Origin of the sequence: Lentzea sp. HUAS TT2, from assembly GCF_051853195.1 — a bacterium.
In the GTDB taxonomy this organism is placed as follows: Bacteria; Actinomycetota; Actinomycetes; order Mycobacteriales; family Pseudonocardiaceae; genus Lentzea.
The window spans coordinates 9,759,321-9,775,591 of sequence record NZ_CP196667.1; the positions used below are offsets into that span (position 1 = coordinate 9,759,321).

General features: G+C 69.6%; 11 protein-coding genes. 3 read left to right on the top strand and 8 right to left on the bottom strand.

The features are described 5' to 3' along the window. Positions 1-26: 26 nt before the first annotated feature. The 8 genes from ACSHWB_RS46185 to ACSHWB_RS46220 form a co-directional block, all read right to left on the bottom strand. On the bottom strand, positions 27-821 hold the full coding sequence (locus ACSHWB_RS46185; RefSeq protein ID WP_439659683.1) for an ABC transporter ATP-binding protein: 795 nt from the start codon (positions 819-821) through the stop codon (positions 27-29). Next, positions 818-1,825 carry an ABC transporter substrate-binding protein gene (locus ACSHWB_RS46190; protein WP_439659684.1) on the bottom strand — a complete coding sequence of 336 codons (1,008 nt, stop codon included), beginning with the start codon at positions 1,823-1,825 and terminating at the stop codon, positions 818-820. The genes ACSHWB_RS46185 and ACSHWB_RS46190 overlap by 4 nt, the downstream gene beginning before the upstream one ends. Next, positions 1,822-2,643, bottom strand: coding sequence for an ABC transporter permease (locus tag ACSHWB_RS46195; RefSeq protein ID WP_439659685.1), 822 nt, complete (start codon positions 2,641-2,643; stop codon positions 1,822-1,824). The genes ACSHWB_RS46190 and ACSHWB_RS46195 overlap by 4 nt, the downstream gene beginning before the upstream one ends. Positions 2,644-2,843: 200 nt before the next feature. Then, a complete protein-coding gene (locus tag ACSHWB_RS46200; protein ID WP_439659686.1) occupies positions 2,844-3,536 on the bottom strand; it encodes a phytanoyl-CoA dioxygenase family protein in 693 nt (230 codons plus the stop codon). A gap of 3 nt (positions 3,537-3,539) precedes the next feature. Beyond that, complete coding sequence (locus ACSHWB_RS46205) at positions 3,540-4,523, bottom strand: ABC transporter ATP-binding protein (protein WP_439659687.1); 984 nt, start codon at positions 4,521-4,523, stop codon at positions 3,540-3,542. Continuing rightward, positions 4,523-5,344, bottom strand: coding sequence for a carbohydrate ABC transporter permease (locus ACSHWB_RS46210; protein ID WP_439659688.1), 822 nt, complete (start codon positions 5,342-5,344; stop codon positions 4,523-4,525). Before ACSHWB_RS46210 ends, ACSHWB_RS46205 begins: the two co-directional genes overlap by 1 nt. Further along, complete coding sequence (locus tag ACSHWB_RS46215) at positions 5,341-6,207, bottom strand: carbohydrate ABC transporter permease (protein WP_439659689.1); 867 nt, start codon at positions 6,205-6,207, stop codon at positions 5,341-5,343. The genes ACSHWB_RS46210 and ACSHWB_RS46215 overlap by 4 nt, the downstream gene beginning before the upstream one ends. Further along, entirely contained in the window at positions 6,200-7,579 is a 1,380-nt protein-coding gene (locus ACSHWB_RS46220) for an extracellular solute-binding protein (RefSeq protein WP_439659690.1), read from the bottom strand. The genes ACSHWB_RS46215 and ACSHWB_RS46220 overlap by 8 nt, the downstream gene beginning before the upstream one ends. Before the next feature lie 619 nt (positions 7,580-8,198). Here ACSHWB_RS46220 and ACSHWB_RS46225 point away from each other — a divergent pair. From ACSHWB_RS46225 to ACSHWB_RS46235, 3 genes are read left to right on the top strand one after another with little or no spacing between them, the layout of a single operon-like run. After that, entirely contained in the window at positions 8,199-11,660 is a 3,462-nt protein-coding gene (locus ACSHWB_RS46225; RefSeq protein ID WP_439659691.1) for a BTAD domain-containing putative transcriptional regulator, read from the top strand. A gap of 10 nt (positions 11,661-11,670) precedes the next feature. Further along, positions 11,671-12,318: a GntR family transcriptional regulator gene (locus tag ACSHWB_RS46230; RefSeq protein WP_439659692.1), complete on the top strand. Its 648-nt coding sequence runs from the start codon at positions 11,671-11,673 to the stop codon at positions 12,316-12,318. A gap of 31 nt (positions 12,319-12,349) precedes the next feature. Next, positions 12,350-16,267, top strand: a complete 3,918-nt coding sequence (locus ACSHWB_RS46235; protein WP_439659693.1) for an amino acid adenylation domain-containing protein — start codon at positions 12,350-12,352, stop codon at positions 16,265-16,267. Positions 16,268-16,271 lie beyond the last annotated feature (4 nt).

A 16,271-nucleotide genomic window follows, 5' to 3' on the forward strand; every position in this document is an offset into this window, starting at 1 on the left:
GCGGCGGCGAGCCAGACTCTACGCGCTCAGTCGTGCCCTGTCACGGCTCCCAGCAGGTCGCGGATGTGCGCGGTCGCCGACGCGAACTCCGGGCGCGCCATCGTGTCCGAATAGTCCCTGGTGCTCGGCAGGTCGACCTCGATGACCTCCTTGACGACCGCGGGCCGTTGCGTCAGCACGATCACCCGGTTCGCCAGGTACACCGACTCCGCGATCGAGTGCGTCACCAGCAGCACAGTCGTGCCGGTCTCCCGCCACACCCGGTGCAGCTCGACGTTCATCTGCTCGCGCGTCAACGCGTCCAGCGCACCGAACGGCTCGTCCATCAGCAACACCCGAGGCTGGTGCAACAACGCGCGACACAACGCCACGCGCTGCTGCATGCCACCGGACAACTCGTGCGGCAGGGCGTTCTCGAACCCGGAGAGCCCCGTCATCTCGATGAGCTCGTCCGCACGCCTGCCCGCCTCGGCGGCGTTCATCCCCCGCATCTCGGCCTGCAGCAGGATGTTCCTGCGCGCCGACCGCCACTCCAGCAACGCGGCCCGCTGGAACACGAACCCGATGTCGTGCCGCGGCCCGCACACCTGCTCCCCGAGCAAGGTCACCGACCCCGACGACGGCCTCAGCAAGCCGGACACCAGCTTCAGCAACGTGGACTTGCCGCAACCGGACGGCCCGACGATGGACACGAACTCACCCGGCGCGACGGACAGCGAGACCTGCTGGATCGCGGTCACCTCCGTGCGCTTCGACTGGAAGCGCACGGAGACGTCGCTGATCTCAACGGCGGAGGTGGTGGTTCCCAGAGTCACGCTCATCCCTTCGGGGCCACACTTTCTTCCCAGTAGGCCGACGGCTCGGAAGCCTCCTTGATGATGCCGGTCTTCTGGAAGGTCTCGATCGTCTTCTTCCAGTCGTCCACGGTGTTGACCCCCGGCGCCTTGTCCTTCGTCGCATCGGTGTGCAGCAACGTCAGCGTCGTCTTGAACTGCTCCAGCACCACCGTCGGCGACGGCAGCTGCTCGGCGGCACCCTTCATCGACTCGGCCGCGGCCTCCGGTGCCTTCTCGGCCTCCGCCCACGCCTCCTGCGTCGCCGCGACCATCTTCTTCACCAGGTCGGGATCCTTCTGCAGCATGGACTTCGAGGTGAGCAGCCCGTTGCTGAAGTAGTTGAGCCCGAACTCGGAGAACCGGAGATACCCGACGTCCTTGCCGGACTTCTCCTTGATGGTCGGCCCCTGGTCGGACGCAAACCCCAGCAGCACGTCCGTGCGGTTGGAGATGACCGCGGCCATCTTGCCCGCCGGGTCGATGTTCTGGATGGAGACGTCGGACTCCTGCATGCCGTTCTGCTTCAGGAAAGCGGGGAACGTCTTGGTCAACGCGTCCCCCGCGGTCGTGGCGACGGACTTGCCCTTGAGGTCCTCGGGCTTCTTGATGTTCTTGTCGGTGAAGAACTGCACGGACGCCGGAGTGGTCTGCAGGAACACGCCGATGCTCTTGGCCGGCACGCCCTGCTCGACGGCCGTGGCGAGCGCGGACGTGTCGGCCCAGCCGAAGTCCGTCTGACCGGCGCCGGTCGCCGTGACGGTCTTGCCGGAACCCTGGCCCGCCTGGATCTTCAGCTTGATGCCGTGCTTCTCGTAGATGCCCTGTTTGACGCCGTAGTAGAACGGCGCGTGCTCGCCGTACGGGTACCAGTTGAGGGTCAGCGTGACGTCCTTGACCTCACCGCCGGACCCGGACGTCGTGCCGCCGCCCCCACCGCAGGCGGCGACCACCAGCAACGCGGGAAGTACGCCTGCGAGCAGTTTCTTCATAATCCGCCCTTCGCTAGGAGTGTTGTGACGGCGGCGCCGCGCCGGCTGGCGTGCCATGGCAGCATCAGCTTCTCGGCGAGGTCGAGCAGGAGGAAGAGCAGGACGCCGACCAGCGAGATGACGATCAGCCCCGCGAACAGCATCGGCGTGTCCATGTTGCCGTTGGCCTGCAGGATCACGTACCCGAGGCCTTCGTTGGAGCCGACGAACTCCCCGACCACGGCACCGGTCACGGCCAGCGTGACGGCGACCTTCAAGCCGGCGAACAGGTGCGGCAGCGCGGCCGGGAAGCGGATCTTCACGAACGTCTTGACCGGGCCGCCGCCCATGGTCGCCGCGAGCTCGAGCATCTCGGTGTCGACCGATTTGAGGCCGGTGACCGTGGAGATCACCACGGGGAAGAACGCCATCAGCACGGCCACGATCACCTTGGGCTCGAAGCCGAAGCCGAGCCACACCACGAACAGCGGCGCGATGGCGATCTTCGGGATGACCTGCGCGAACAGCAGGATCGGGTAGGCGGTGCTCTCGATCGTGCGCGAGTAGACCATCGCGACGGCCATCAGCACGCCGAGGACACCCGCGATGACGAACCCGAGCACCGTCTCGTAGGTGGTGACCCAGGTGTGGCCGGAGAGGTAGGACCACTTGTCCACCAGCAGGCCGAAGGTCTTGGCCGGCGACGGCACCAGGTAGGCCTCGACCAGACCGGTGACGGTGATGAGGTGCCAGATCGCCAGGCAGGCGGCGAGGAGTGCCGCCGGACGCCACGTTCGCTCGACGATGCCTCGCCAGCGGTCCGCCCAAACCGTGTCCACGAAGCTCCCTCGGGTAGGAAAGCGCTTTCCCGTACGCTATGTCCGGTCCACTGAGCGGTCAAGGTGGAGGATCGATGAAGCTGGACCTGAGGATCGATCGCACAGGGGCCTCGCCGCCTGCGATCCGCTCGTTCGGAGTAATGGGCGCACACGAGGTCACTGAATCGATTTTCCAGACTATTGGCCATTATCAGGGCGATTCAGGGCCTCTCGATCGGAGAGTAGGTGTTGCCCGCCTGATCACGGCCACGCGCGAGGTAGATCCGGTGCCCGTCGGACTTGAGGAACCGGACCGAAGTAGGCATGTACCGCATCGTGTAGCCACACCGGCGCAAGCTGCTGCGGTTCGGCGGACTCCCGTGCACCAGCATGGCCGCGTGCACGCTGCAGGCCCCGCGTTCCAGTTCCACATCCACGGCACGCGACTCGTCCACCGCCGTCTCCTGGTTGAAGAACGAGTCGGCGGTGCCGGTGTGTTCGAGAGCGGCAAGGTGGCTGCCGGGGATCACGCGCAGGCAGCCGTTCTCGACGGTCGACGGGTCGATGGCCAGCCAGACGGTGATCGCGTCACCGGCGGGCGAGATGGTGTCGCGCCAGAAGTGTGCGTCCTGGTGCCACGGCACGGGTTTGCCGTCGCCGGCGGGTTTGCAGATGAAGTGCGACGAGAACAGCGCGATGTCCGGGCCGATCAGCGACTCGACGAGGTCCAGCACGTCCGGGTCGAGCAGCCACTCGAACAGCGCCGGGTCGGTCAGGTGCGGCACGTCCATGTGCTCGGGACGCTGCCCTTCCGGCAGGGCCGCCAGCTTGGCCTCGAAGTGCGCGGCCAGCGCCTCGAACTTCGCCGGGGCCAGCAGGTTCGCGTACGTCTCGTAGCCGTCCTTCTGGAACATCGCTCACCTCACGAGTAGGCCGGTCTCCTTGTCATAGCGCAGAACGCGTGCGGGCGGGGCGTCCACGGTCACGGTCGTACCGATGGCGGGTTCGTCGTCCTCGGGCACGATGTAGCCGATCTGGTCCTCGCCGCAGTCCAGTGTCACCAGCGACGTCACGCCGAGGTTCTCCACAATGGACACCGAGCCGGTGAACAACCCCTCCTGAGCGGGCGACAGGTATTCGGGCCGCACGCCGATGATCGAGGAGTCACGCGGGACCAGGTTCATGGGTGTCGAGCCGATGAAGTTCGCCACGAACGTGTCCGCGGGCCGCTGGAACACCTCGCGCGGTGTGCCGAGCTGGCGGATCCGGCCCGCGTCCATCACGGCGATCCGGTCGGCGAGCGCAAGCGCTTCCGCCTGGTCGTGCGTGACGAACACCGTGGTCAGCGCCAGCTCGCGTTGCAGCTTCTTGAGGAACGTCCGCGCCTCCAACCGGAGCCGGGCGTCCAGGTTGGACAGGGGTTCGTCCAGCAGCAGCACCTCGGCCGACGCGGCGACGGCGCGGGCGAGCGCCACGCGTTGCTGCTGGCCGCCCGAGAGCTGACCTGGTCGCCGCTTCAGCAGCTCCCCCAGGCTCAGGCCCTGAGCGGTCCGCACGGCCGTCTCCTGCTGCACGGACTTCGCAACGCCTCGCACGCGCAAGGGATAGGCGATGTTCTCCGACACCGTCATGTGCGGGAACAGCGCGTAGTCCTGGAACACCATCGCGACCCGGCGGTCGCCGGGCTGCAGCCGCGTCACGTCCCGGGTGCCGATCGCCACGGCGCCGTCGGTGGCGGGTTCCAGGCCCGCGATCGTGCGCAGCAACGTGGTCTTGCCGCAGCCGGAGGGGCCGAGCAACGCGAACAGCTCGCCGTCGGCGATCTCGAGGTCCAGCGCGTCCACCGCCCGCACCCCGTTGGGGTACACGGTGGACAGCTCCTCGACAGTGGTACCCGCCATCAGCTCTTGATGCCTCCGTGGAATCGGAACCCGTACCGCTTGCTCACGAACAGGTACAGCACGACCACCGGGATCGAGTACAGCAGCGAGAACACCGGGATCACCGTCAGGTTGGCACTGCCGCCCTCGTCGTACAGGGTGCGCAGCAGCACCGCCGCCGGCTGCCTGCCGACGTCGCGCAGCAGCAGGAACGGCAGCAGGAAGTTGCCCCAGGCGTTGACGAACGCCCACACGAAGATCGTCGCGACGCCGGGCCGCGCGACCGGCAGCACGACGTGGCTGAGCACCTGGCGGGGCGAGGCGCCGAACACCCGCGCCGACTCCTCGTACGAGCGCGGCACGGCGTCCATGAAGTCCTTCAGGATGAAGATGGCCGCGGGCAGCATGCCGCCCGCGATCACCAGGGCCGTGCCGAACTGCGAGTCGATCAGGCCGAGCTGCAGCATCATCACGAAGATCGGCACCATCGCGGCCGTACCCGTGACCACCGACGACAGCAACAACAGCAGGTACAGCAACAGGTCCCGGCCCGGAATCCGCACCCAGGACAACGCGTAGGCCGCCAGCGCCGCGAGCACCGTCGTCACCACGGTCGCGACCACGCACAGCACCAGCGAGTTCACCAGCGACGTCAGCGCGTACGGGTGCTCGAAGGTGGCCACGACGTTGCGCAACGTCCAGTCGGGCCACCGCAGGCCGAGGCCCGGCTTCGAGTCGAACGGCGCCGACGCCAGCCACAGGATCGGCACCGCGAAGAACGCCAGCACCACGGTGACCAGCACGTAGAAGCCGATCCGCCGGACGATCCACAGAGGACTCATGCCCGCCTCCGCAGCAGCCGCAGGTAGACCAGGGCGACGGCGAGGTTGCCCAGCAGCAACAGCATCGACATCGCGGACGCGTACCCGAGCTGACCGCCCTCCAGCGCCTGCCGGTAGATCAGCACCGGCAGCACCTCCGACTGGTGGTTCGGGCCGCCGGACGTCAGCAGGAACGGCGTGAAGTCGTTGGCCGTCCACAGGCTGATCAGCAGCGTGTTCGTCAGCACGTGCCCGCGGATGTGCGGGAACACCACGTCCCGCACGGTCTGCCAGCCCGACGCGCCCATCAGCCGCGCGGTCTCCAGCTGCGACGGCGGTACCGCGGCCAGCGCCGAGGTGTAGAGCAGCATCGAGAACGCCGTGCCGCGCCAGACGTTGAAGATGATCAGGCTCGTCATCGGGTACTGCACCAGCCACGAGGTCTCCGGCGACCCGAGCAGCAGCCCCAGCGTGCCCGTGTCGCGGCTCAGCACGGCGAACCACAGGAACGCCACCACCGTGCTCGGCAGGATCCAGGAGAGCAGCACCAGGCCCTCGGTCGTGCGCCGCAGCCACGGGCTCACCGACCGCAGCAGCCACGCCAGCACGAACCCGAGCACGTTCTGCCCGATCACGGCCGAGAAGAGCACGAACAACGCGGTCAGCCACACCGAGTTGGTGAACAGCGGGTCGCGGACGGCCTCGATGACGTTGTCCAGCCCGACGACCTGCGGGTTGGCCGCCGCGGGACCGGTGAGCTGGTAGTTCGTGATGCCGATGTAGAGCGTCCACAGCGCGGGGAAGACCAGGAAGACCCCGATCAGCACCAGCGCCGGCGCGACGAACCCGACGGCGCGCCGGACGCCCAGGCCGGAGCTATCCAACGTTCCCCTCGCCGACCGCCTTGACGAGCGCGGCGCGGTAGGCCGTGGCCACCTCGTCGGGACTCCTGCCGGAGACCACGTCCGCGGTCGCCTGCTGCAAGGCGGCCGACACCTTGGGGTAGTCGGCGAGGCCAGGCCGGTACCGGGTGATCGGCAGGACCTTCTCCGCGATGAACGACAACATCGGGTCGCTCGACAACACCTGGTCGTTCACGTCCTGGCGCTGCGTGAGCTGCGCGGTGCCGGCGAGCGACTCCTTCACGGCCTCCGCGGAGTTGAGGAACTGCATGAACTCCCAGGCCTGCCTGGGGTACTTGGTGTTCGGGTTGATCACCCGCACGCCACCGCCGGACATGCTCACGAAGTCCTGACCGCCGACCCCCGCCTTGGGGTCCTTGGCCGGGACCAGCGCCCACCCGACGGCCGCGTCGCGGTCGGCCATCTTGGCGACGCCGTTCTGCGGTTCCACGACGGAGCGCCAGAAGTAGTCGCTCTCCAGCAGGATGCCGATCTTGTTCTCGCTGAACGCCGTGAACGAGCGCTGCCGGCCGTTGGCCTCCTGCTGCAGCACGGGATCGCCGAGGCCGCCACCGTAGATCTTCTGGTACAGCCCCAGCACGTCCTTGAGCTGCGCCGAGTCCCCCTGCCACTTGCCGTTGTCGTAGATGGGTTTGCCGGTGCCGACGAGCGCGGGCAGCACGCCCTGCATGCTCGTGGCCTCGCCCATCGCGGACCCCGCGTTGAGCTGGATCGGCGTGACACCGGGGACGCTCTTCAGCTTCGCGCCCGCGTCGAGCACGTCCTGCCACGACTTCGGCTGCCAGTCCGCGGGCAACCCGGCCTGCGCGAACAGCTTCTTGTTGAAGAACAGCACGCGCCCGTCCGTGCCCATCGGCACGCCGTACCGCTTGCCGTCGAACTCGCCGAGTCCCTGCACCGCCTTGGGGATCTGGTTCCAGCCGTCCCACGCGGTGTCGCCGACGACCTCGTCGAGCGGCTTGATCTGCCCCGCCTGCGCGAACTCGCCGAGCCAGATGCCGTCGATCTCGATGATGTCGCCGCCACCGCCGGTCTTCAGGTCGAGCGCGACCTTGGTCTTGAAGTCCTCGTCGCCGGTGCCGTTCTGCTCGAACTTGATCGTCGCGGTGACGCCCTTGGCCTTCTGCTGCTCGGTGAACCTCGGGATCACCCAGTTCTGCAGCCAGTTCGCCCCGCGCGCGTTCTTGCCGCCCACCGTCGCGTTGGCGACGATCGTCAGCGTGATCTCCTTGGCGTCGGCGTTTCTCGCCTGATCACCGCTCTGCGTCTGCCCCAGGCAGCCCGCCAGCAGGCCGCACACCGCCACCAGTCCGAACGCCGTTGTTCGCCCCATCACCTCAACATGGCACTGGATCACCACGGCCACAAGCTCTCGGCACCCTCGCAGTGCCCGGCTGCCGGGCTGACGCGCTAAGGGGTAGATCGACAATGCAGATCCTGCTGGCGGCCGTCCTCGCCGCGTCGACACTGACAACACCGCAGCTCACGGGCCCGTTCGCGGTCGGCACGGCCGACGTCCACCTGACCGATTCCACCCGCGCGGACCCGTGGCAGCCGACGAAGAACCGCGAGCGGATACGTCGTGGTCACGGTGTCGCACACGCACGAGGCGGTGGCCGTGGAGTTCCCCGGCGACCGCATCGAGTGGGGCCTGGTTCAGGACGCGAGCCAGGCGACGATGAAGAAGGCCATCGCCGGGCAAGGCGCTGAGCCACCTCGACAACGGCGCCACCTCGGCTTCAGCGACCCGCAGTGGTCCGTTCCGCAGATCGCCGCGGTGCCACGAGAGTCTCATTGGGACGATCAACTCCAGCGCGCCGCTCCAGGCCCGGCACGACTACGTGGCCGTGTTCTTCGACCTCCACCTGAAGCACCGCGACACGCGGCTCTTCGACCGGCCGCGACACGTTGGGATCCGCCTGGTGCGCTGATCGGCGGTAGGGTCCGCGGCGATGTCTGTCGAGTTCGCCGTTCTCGGTCCCCTGCAGGTCCGCGTGGACGGCAGGGAACTGCGGATCGGTGGGTTCACCCGCCGTGCGACGCTCGGTTTCCTGCTGCTCAGCGCGGGCCGCGTGGTGTCGATCAGCGAGCTCACCACGGCGCTGTGGCCAGACTCGCATCCGCCCACGGCACGCGGGATCCTGCTCAACGTCGTGTCGGCGCTGCGCAAGGCGGGGCTCGACATCGTCACCCGCAAGCCCGGCTACCTGCTGCGCGTGGAACCGGATCGCGTCGACCTGCACCGGTTCCGCGCCGCACTGGCCAGGGCCGCGACAGCGCCGGGGCCGGAGCAGGCCGCCGGGATCCTGCGGCACGCGCTGGCGTTGTGGCGCGGGCCTGTGCTCGCGGACCTGGTGGCGGACGGGGTCGCGTGGCCGGCGCTGGTGGAGATCACGCACCTGCGCGACGTGGCGGTCGAGGACAGGTTCGACGCCGAACTCGCGTGCGGGCGTCACCGCGAGATGATCGCGGAGATCGAGGCGCTGGTCCGTGATCACCCGTTGCGCGAACGTTTGCAGTGCCAGCTGATGCTCGCTCTCTACCGGTCCGGCAGGCAGGCCGACGCGCTCGCGGTCTTCCGCGCGGCACGCGAACGGTTCGCCGCGGAGCTCGGCATCGATCCCGGGCCTGACCTGGTCAGGCTGGAGCAGGCGATCCTCACCCAGGACCCGGCGCTCGCGGTGAGCTCGGCGCCGGCGGTGACCATGGTGGAACGCAAGAAGGTCAGCGTGCTCGTCGTGCGGCTGGAGCTGCCCGGACAGGACGAGGCAGCCGACGAACGGCTGGAAACCGCGGTGGCACAGGTGCGCCGGCACGTCGAGGACCTCGGCGGCACCACGGTCACGACGCTGGGTTCGACGGTCTGCGCCGCGTTCGGCGCTCCGGCCAACCGCGAGGACGACGCCGCACGGGCGGTGCGCGCCGCGTTCGAGATCACCGGCGACCATCCCGCCGCGGCCGCGGTGTCCACCGGCCCCGCGCTCGTCACGTCCGGCGATCACGTCGAGGTCGGCGGCACGGTCCTCGACGCCGGGCTGCGGCTGCTCGCCCAGACCGCGAAGGGCGAGGTCAGGACCTGCCCGGTCACCGAACGCGCGCTCGCCCCGGCCGGTGACGACGCGCCGTTCGTGGGCAGGGCGGCCGAACTGGCGGCGCTCGTCGAGATCTACGAGCAGGTCAAGGCGACGAACAGGCCGCGGGTGATCACGGTTGTCGGCGAGCCCGGCGCGGGCAAGAGCAGGCTCGTCAGGGAGTTCGCCGCGGGCCGCCGGACGCTCACCGGCCGCACGCCGCCGTTCGCGCGCGACGACGTCTTCGGCCCGCTGGCCGAGATCGTGCGCAGCCACGCGGGGATCTTCGACACCGACGACGCCGCCGCGGTCACCGCCAAGATCCAGGCGATCAGCGACGACCCGTGGCTCGTCACTCAACTCTCCGCGCTCGTGGGGGTCGGCCCGCAGGGCGGTGACGTGCTGATGGCGTGGCGCAGGCTGGTCGAGCACCTCGCGGAGGAACCGCTGGTGGTGATCGTCGAGGACGTGCACTGGGCCGACGACCTGCTGCTCGGCTTCCTGCACGGGCTCGCCGCCGCAGAGGTGCCGTTGCTGGTGCTCCTCACCGCACGGCAGGAACCGGTCCGGGGTGAGTCGATCACACTGGAAGCACTGTCCGAAGAGGACACGACACTGCTGCTCGAAGCGCTGATGGCCCGCCACGACGTGACCGCCGACGTGCCGGCACTGCTGCACCGCTCCGCCGGCAACCCGCTCTTCGCCGGCGAGTACGTCCGCATGCTCCGCGACGGCGCCCCGGACGCCCTGCCCGAGACGGTGCAGAACGTCATCGGCGCGAGGCTCGACTCGTTGCCGCAGCTGGAGAAGTCGGTGCTGCAGGACGCGGCGGTCATCGGCCCGACGCTCTGGCCAGGCGCGGTCGCGGTGGTCGCGGAACGGGACGTCGCCGAGGTCGCGCGCTGCCTGGAGGTGTTGCGGCAGCGGGACTTCCTGACGCGCCACGGCACCAGCAACGTCGTGGGCGAGATCGAGTACGCCTTCAGCCACGTGCTGGTCCGCGACGCCGCCTACGACCGGGTTCCGCGCGGCACCAAGGCGATGAAGCACTACCACGCCGCCGAGTGGGTGCAGGCGCTGCCGCTGGAGCACGTTCCGCTGCTGGCGTACCACTTCCAGGAAGCGGTGTGGATCGCGGAAGCATCCGGAAGGCCGTGCGACATCATGGGCCGCAAGGCGAGGGCCGCCCTCACGGACGCGGGCCGCAGAGCGACCGCGCTGGCCGCCAGGGACACCGCGATCCGTTGCTACCGCGCCGCTCTGGCGGTCTGCCCGCCCGGCCACCCCGACCGGGCCGAGCTGCTGACGTTGCTGGGATCGAGCCTGGCCCTGACCGGTGAGGGGCTCGGGGAACTGGCCGAGGCGGCCGAACTCCACCGCGCCGCCGGGAACTTCGCCGGTGCGGCGCAAGCCTCCAGGGCCTCCTGGCGCGCGACCTGGCACCACGGCGACCACGCGGCAGCCGAACGACATCTCGACCGCACGATCGAGTTCCTCGCGCTGACCGAGCACGCGTACGGCGTGCAGGCGTACCTCGCGCACTCCCTGACGCTCGCGGACAGGCTGACCGAGGCGATCAGCGCGGCACGAGAGGCGTTGACGGGCGCCACCGGCCTCGAACGGGCCATCGCCCTGGAAGCCCTGGGCCTCGCGCGGGTCAAGCAGGGCGACCCCGGTGGCATCGCCGACATGCGCCAGGCCGTGACCGAACGCAGGGAGGCCGGGATCTCGCCAGGACTGTGCCTGGTCAACCTGAGCACCGCCCACACCGTGCTCGGTGACACCCAGGAACGTCTCGCGGTGCGCGCGGAAGCACGGGCGGCCGCCCGGCGGCACGGCGACGACGACACGATCGCCTGGCTCGACGCGTCCCGGTACCTGGAGTTGTTCTGGGACGGCAGGTACGCCGAGGCGCTGGCCGTCACGGCCGAGTCGAGCCAGGCTCACGTCGTCGCTCTGCGGGGCCGCATCCTGCTGCTGACCGGTGATCTGGCCGGTGCCGCCGAGTGCGCGGACCGGGCGGCCGAACTCGCCGGGAGCCATCCCGCCGACCTGCAGCACCCGCTGATCCTCAAGGCGCACATCGCACTGCTGAGCGGCGAACCGGTGGAGGTCGGCGATCTGCTTCCCTGCCGCCAGGTCACCGGCATGGCCGGCGTCAGCCTGCCGATCGTGCTCGCCGCCGCCGGGCACGGCCCCGAGTGCCTCGCCGAGGTGCCCTGGTCCCGCTGGAAGGACGCCGCCGTCGCCTACCTCGGCGGCGACCGGCAGGAGGCCCGCCGGATCTACCGGGAGATCGGGTCGAGGCCGGACGATGAGTCGCTGGTTATCGAACGGCGATAGCGTCCGGGTGGTGTCCGCGATCCCCCGCTACTACCAGGCCAAGGCCCGGCTGCTCGACCTGCTGGGCGACCTTCCCGGCAACACGCCGTTCCCACCGGAACGCGAGCTCGCGGACGCGTTCGGCATGTCCCGCACCACGATCCGCAAGGCGATGAACGAGCTCGTGCTGGAGGGCAGGCTCATCCGCGGAACCGGCCGCCAGGGCACGATCGTCGCCCCGCGCGACCAGGTCCACCGCCTCAGCCTCGACGCGCTGGTCCAGGACCTCGCCACCCGCGAACAGGCCGCCGTGCGGACCACCGGGGACGTGCTCACCGTCGAGTCGGTCCTCGTCCGCGGCGACGAACCGGTCGGCGTGCGCTCGACCTCCCTGTGCGCCTCCCGGTTCCCCGGTTTCGCCGAGCGCTACGACAACACGCCGCTGCGGAGGTTCCTCGCGAACACCTACCGGGTCCGGTTCGGCGACCTGCACCTCTGGTGCACCACCGCCCTCACGACTCCCCGCCTCGCCCGGCTCCTCGACGTCCGGCCCGCCACGCCGGTGCTGTCGGTCTCGTGGCTGGACCTCGTCGAACGGTCGCGGGTCGTCCTGCGCGCCGACCGCGTGCACCTCGCGCTGCACCGACTCCAGGGATCCGCCCAGTTCCACGCGAGTTAGCGTCGAGGCCCGACTCGCAGCGGGAGGCACCGTGACCGACCACACCCGGCGCCGCATGTGGTTCCTCGACCAGCTCGACCCCGGCAACCCCAGCCACCACGTCACGCTGATCACCACTCCCGCCGCCGTCCGCGTGCCGGACACCCTCCTGGTCCGCTTCGACGACGACGGGCAGCCCGTTCCCGGTGGTCCACCAGTTGTCGTGCGTTCAGCACAGGTCAACGACGTGCGTGCGGCGGTGCGCGCGGAGCTCACCCAGCCGTTCGATCTGCGCGAAGGCCCGCTGGTGCGCGCGTTGGAGCTCAACTCGTCGCTGCTCGTCCTGACGATGCACGGGATCCTCGGCGACATCCGCGTGCTGGAGACCGTGCTCGGCGGACCCACTCCCCCGGCCGCACAGGGCTCTCCCGAGTTCTGGCTCGACCAGCTTCGCGACCTGCCGGTGCTGGAGCTGCCGGCCGACCGGCCACGACCGCCGCTGCACCGGCCGGAGGCGGGCGTGGTGCCGTGGTCGGCCGACGCCGACTCCGACGCGGTGCTCGCCGCCTTGCAGGTGGTGCTCAGCCGCTACTCGCGCTCCGTCGACGTGCCCATCGGGGTGGTCGTCGCGGACGAACTCGTTGTGCTGCGCGGAGATCTGTCCGGCGACCCGACGTTCGGCGAGCTGTGCGGGCTGACGGCCGAGCAGCTGACCACCGCCGCAGCACAACTCGTCCCGTTCGACCAGGTCGTGGACCTGCTGGCGCCGGAACGGGATCTGTCCCGCCATCCGCTCGTGCAGGTGCAGGTCGACCTGCGGCCGCGGCGGGACCTCTACGACCCCGAGGTCGCGTTCACCAGCTTCGACCTCGAGATCCAGAACGGCCGCGTGCTCTACAACCGGGCGTTGTTCGACCGGCCGCGCATCACCCGGCTCCTGACCCACCTCGCCCAGGTGCTGGAGGCTCCGTCCGACGAACGCCTCTCGCGGATCTCGATGATCGGCCAGGACGAGGCCGCGCTGCTGGCGAAGTGGAACTCCACCACCGAGTACCTGCCGGACGTGAGCATCCCCGAGCTGTTCGCCGAGCAGGTCCTGACCACGCCGGACGCCGTCGCCGTCGAGCACGGGACCGCCGCGGTGACGTACGCGGAGCTGGACCGCAGCTCCAACCGGATGGCGAACCTGTTGCGGTCGAAGGGGATCGGCGCCGGTGACCGGGTCGGGCTGTGCCTGGACCGGGGCCTCGACCTGGTCGTCACGATCCTGGGCGTGCTGAAGACCGGCGCGGCGTACGTGCCGATCGACCCCGAACACCCGTTGGACCGCATCCAGTTCCTGGTCGACGACGCACGGCTCTCCGTGGTGGTGAGCAGGAACCGCGTGCTGTTCCACCAGCCGCTGTCACCCTCCGAAATGGACTCCCACCCGGACTCCGCCCTGCCGCGCACGAATCCGGACGCACCGGCCTACATGATCTACACGTCCGGCTCGACCGGGCGGCCCAAGGGCGTGCTCATGCCCAGCCGTTGTGTGGTGAACCTCGTGCGCTGGCAGGAGAAAGCCCTCGAACGGGAAGAGCACAGCCGCACCGCGCAGTTCACCACCGCCACCTTCGACGTGTCGGTGCAGGAGGTCTTCTCCGCACTGCTGTTCGGCGGCACCCTGGTCATCCCCTCCGACGAGGTCCGCCGCGACCCCGCCGCGTTCGCCGCCTGGCTGGACGCCGAACGGATCACGCGGCTGTTCGTGCCGGACTCGGTGCTGCGGGCGGTGCTCGACGAGGCGCCGTCGTTCGCCTCGATGCGGCACCTCTCGCAGGCCGGCGAACCGCTGACGCTGGACGTGAGACTGCGCAACTTCTGCGCCTTGAGGCCGTGGCTGCGCGTGCACAACCACTACGGCCCGGCCGAGTCGCACGTGATCACGTCGTACTCGCTGCCCGACGACGTGCTGGACTGGCCCGCCACCGCCCCGATCGGCCGGCCGGTCGACAACACCAGGATCCACCTGCTCGACGCCACCCTGCTGCCGGTGGGCGTCGGTGTCGCGGGCCAGCTGTGCGTCTCGGGCGCCGGACTCGCCCTGGGATATCACGACCGGCCCGAACTGAGCGCGCGGAAGTTCGTCGCGAAGGACGGCGAGCTCCTGTACCTGACCGGCGACCTCGCGTCGTGGGACGACGACGGGCAACTCCACTTCCACGGCCGCGTCGACGACCAGGTCAAGATCCGCGGTGTGCGGGTCGAGCCTGGCGAGATCGAGGCCGTGCTGCACGCGCACCCGAAGGTGACGCGAGCCGTCGTCGCGCTGCGGGACAAGCAGCTCGTCGCCTACTTCACCGGCGAGGCCGACGACCTGCTGGAGCACTGCGCCGCCCAGCTGCCGGTCCAGCTCGTGCCGTCCGTGTTCCTCCCGCTGACCGCGTTCCCGTTGCTGGCGAACGGCAAGATCGACCGTCGCGCCCTGCCGGTGCCGTCGACCCGCTCGCCGCACGTCCGGCCGGACACCACCGAGGAAGCCGCGCTGTGCCAGGTGTTCGCTGACGTGCTCGGCATCGAGGACGTCGGCGCGACCGACGACTTCTTCGCGCTGGGCGGGCATTCGCTGCTCGCCACCCGCGTGGTCACCCGCGTCCGCGCGGATCTCGGCGCCGCGCTCCCGTTGCCCGCGTTGTTCCACCACCGCACGCCCCGGCGGCTCGCGCGGATCCTGTCCGGCGAACGGTCGTGGACCAAGCCGGTGACGCCTCGCGCGCACGGCCCGGTGCCGTTGTCGATCGCGCAGAACCAGGGCAACCGGTGGTTCGGCTCGGTGCTGGCCGCGGGTTTCTGGACCGTGCCGCTGGCGTTGCGCCTGCGCGGACCGCTCGACGTCGGCCACCTCCAGTCCGCATTGGACCGTGCGGTCAGGAGGCACGAGTCGTTGCGCACGGCGTTCGTCGAACGTGATGGCGTTGTGCTGCAGGAGGTTCGCCCGGCGAGGCCCGTTCCGCTCAAGGTGGTCGACGTGTCCTCCGAGGCGGAGGCGGCGTTCATCGCCGGTGACGAGATGACCGTGCCGTTCGACCTGACGAGCGGAATGCTCTTGAGGGCAAGGGTTCTGCGGCTCGACGGCGAGGACCACGTCCTGCTGCTCACGATGCACCACCTGGTCAGCGACGGGTGGTCGCAGGGCCTGCTGGTCGAGGAGCTGAACGGCACCGCGGCCGCGCCGGGCGTGCAGTACGCCGACTTCACGTTGTGGGAACAGGACACGCTCTCCGCCGAGCACGCGAAGTACTGGCAGCGGCACCTGGAGGGCATGCGCCCGATCGAGCTGCCGACGAAGGCGGACCGGGACGTCAACCCGCTCGGGCCCGGCGAGCTGCTGCCGTGGACACCGCCGGCGGAACTCCTCGCCGCGGTGTCCGCGCTGGCCGGTCAGGAACAGGCGACGCCGTACGAGGTGTTACTGGCGGCGTTCAAAGTCCTTCTGACACAGACGACTCAGGCGACGGACGTCGTGGTCGGCGCACCGATGGCGAACCGCGTGCGGCCCGAACTGGAGCAGGTCATCGGGCTCTTCGCGAAGGTCGTGGCACTGCGGACCGACCTGTCCGGCGACCCGGACTTCCGCGAGGTGCTGCGGCGGGTCAAGGACACCACGGCCGCGGCGCACGAACACCAGGAGGTGCCCTTCCACGAGGTGGTGGAAGGCATTCCGCTGCGGCTGACGTTCGCGCTGGTGCCACCGGTGCCCGAACTCCGGCTCCCCGGGGTCACCGCCACCGCGTTCGAGGCACGGCAACGAGGACCGGTCATCGTGAAGTCCGAGGTCACGTTCCACCTCCACGAGGCAGGCGGGCACGTCGTCCACAACTCGCTGCTGTTCACGCAAAGGCAGGCAGAGGACCTCCTCGCGAGGTTCGAGGACGTTCTCCGAGCCGTCACCGAGGACCCGTCGCTGCGGATCTCCGAGATCAAATAGTGTC

What these genes read in the sequence shown, in the direction of transcription:
- ACSHWB_RS46185 (WP_439659683.1), bottom strand. Translation starts at nt 821, where the DNA reads ATGAGCGTGACTCTGGGAACCACCACCTCCGCCGTTGAGATCAGCGAC.
- ACSHWB_RS46190 (WP_439659684.1), bottom strand. Translation starts at nt 1,825, where the DNA reads ATGAAGAAACTGCTCGCAGGCGTACTTCCCGCGTTGCTGGTGGTCGCC.
- ACSHWB_RS46200 (WP_439659686.1), bottom strand. Translation starts at nt 3,536, where the DNA reads ATGTTCCAGAAGGACGGCTACGAGACGTACGCGAACCTGCTGGCCCCG.
- ACSHWB_RS46205 (WP_439659687.1), bottom strand. Translation starts at nt 4,523, where the DNA reads ATGGCGGGTACCACTGTCGAGGAGCTGTCCACCGTGTACCCCAACGGG.
- ACSHWB_RS46210 (WP_439659688.1), bottom strand. Translation starts at nt 5,344, where the DNA reads ATGAGTCCTCTGTGGATCGTCCGGCGGATCGGCTTCTACGTGCTGGTC.
- ACSHWB_RS46220 (WP_439659690.1), bottom strand. Translation starts at nt 7,579, where the DNA reads ATGGGGCGAACAACGGCGTTCGGACTGGTGGCGGTGTGCGGCCTGCTG.
- ACSHWB_RS46225 (WP_439659691.1), top strand. Translation starts at nt 8,199, where the DNA reads ATGTCTGTCGAGTTCGCCGTTCTCGGTCCCCTGCAGGTCCGCGTGGAC.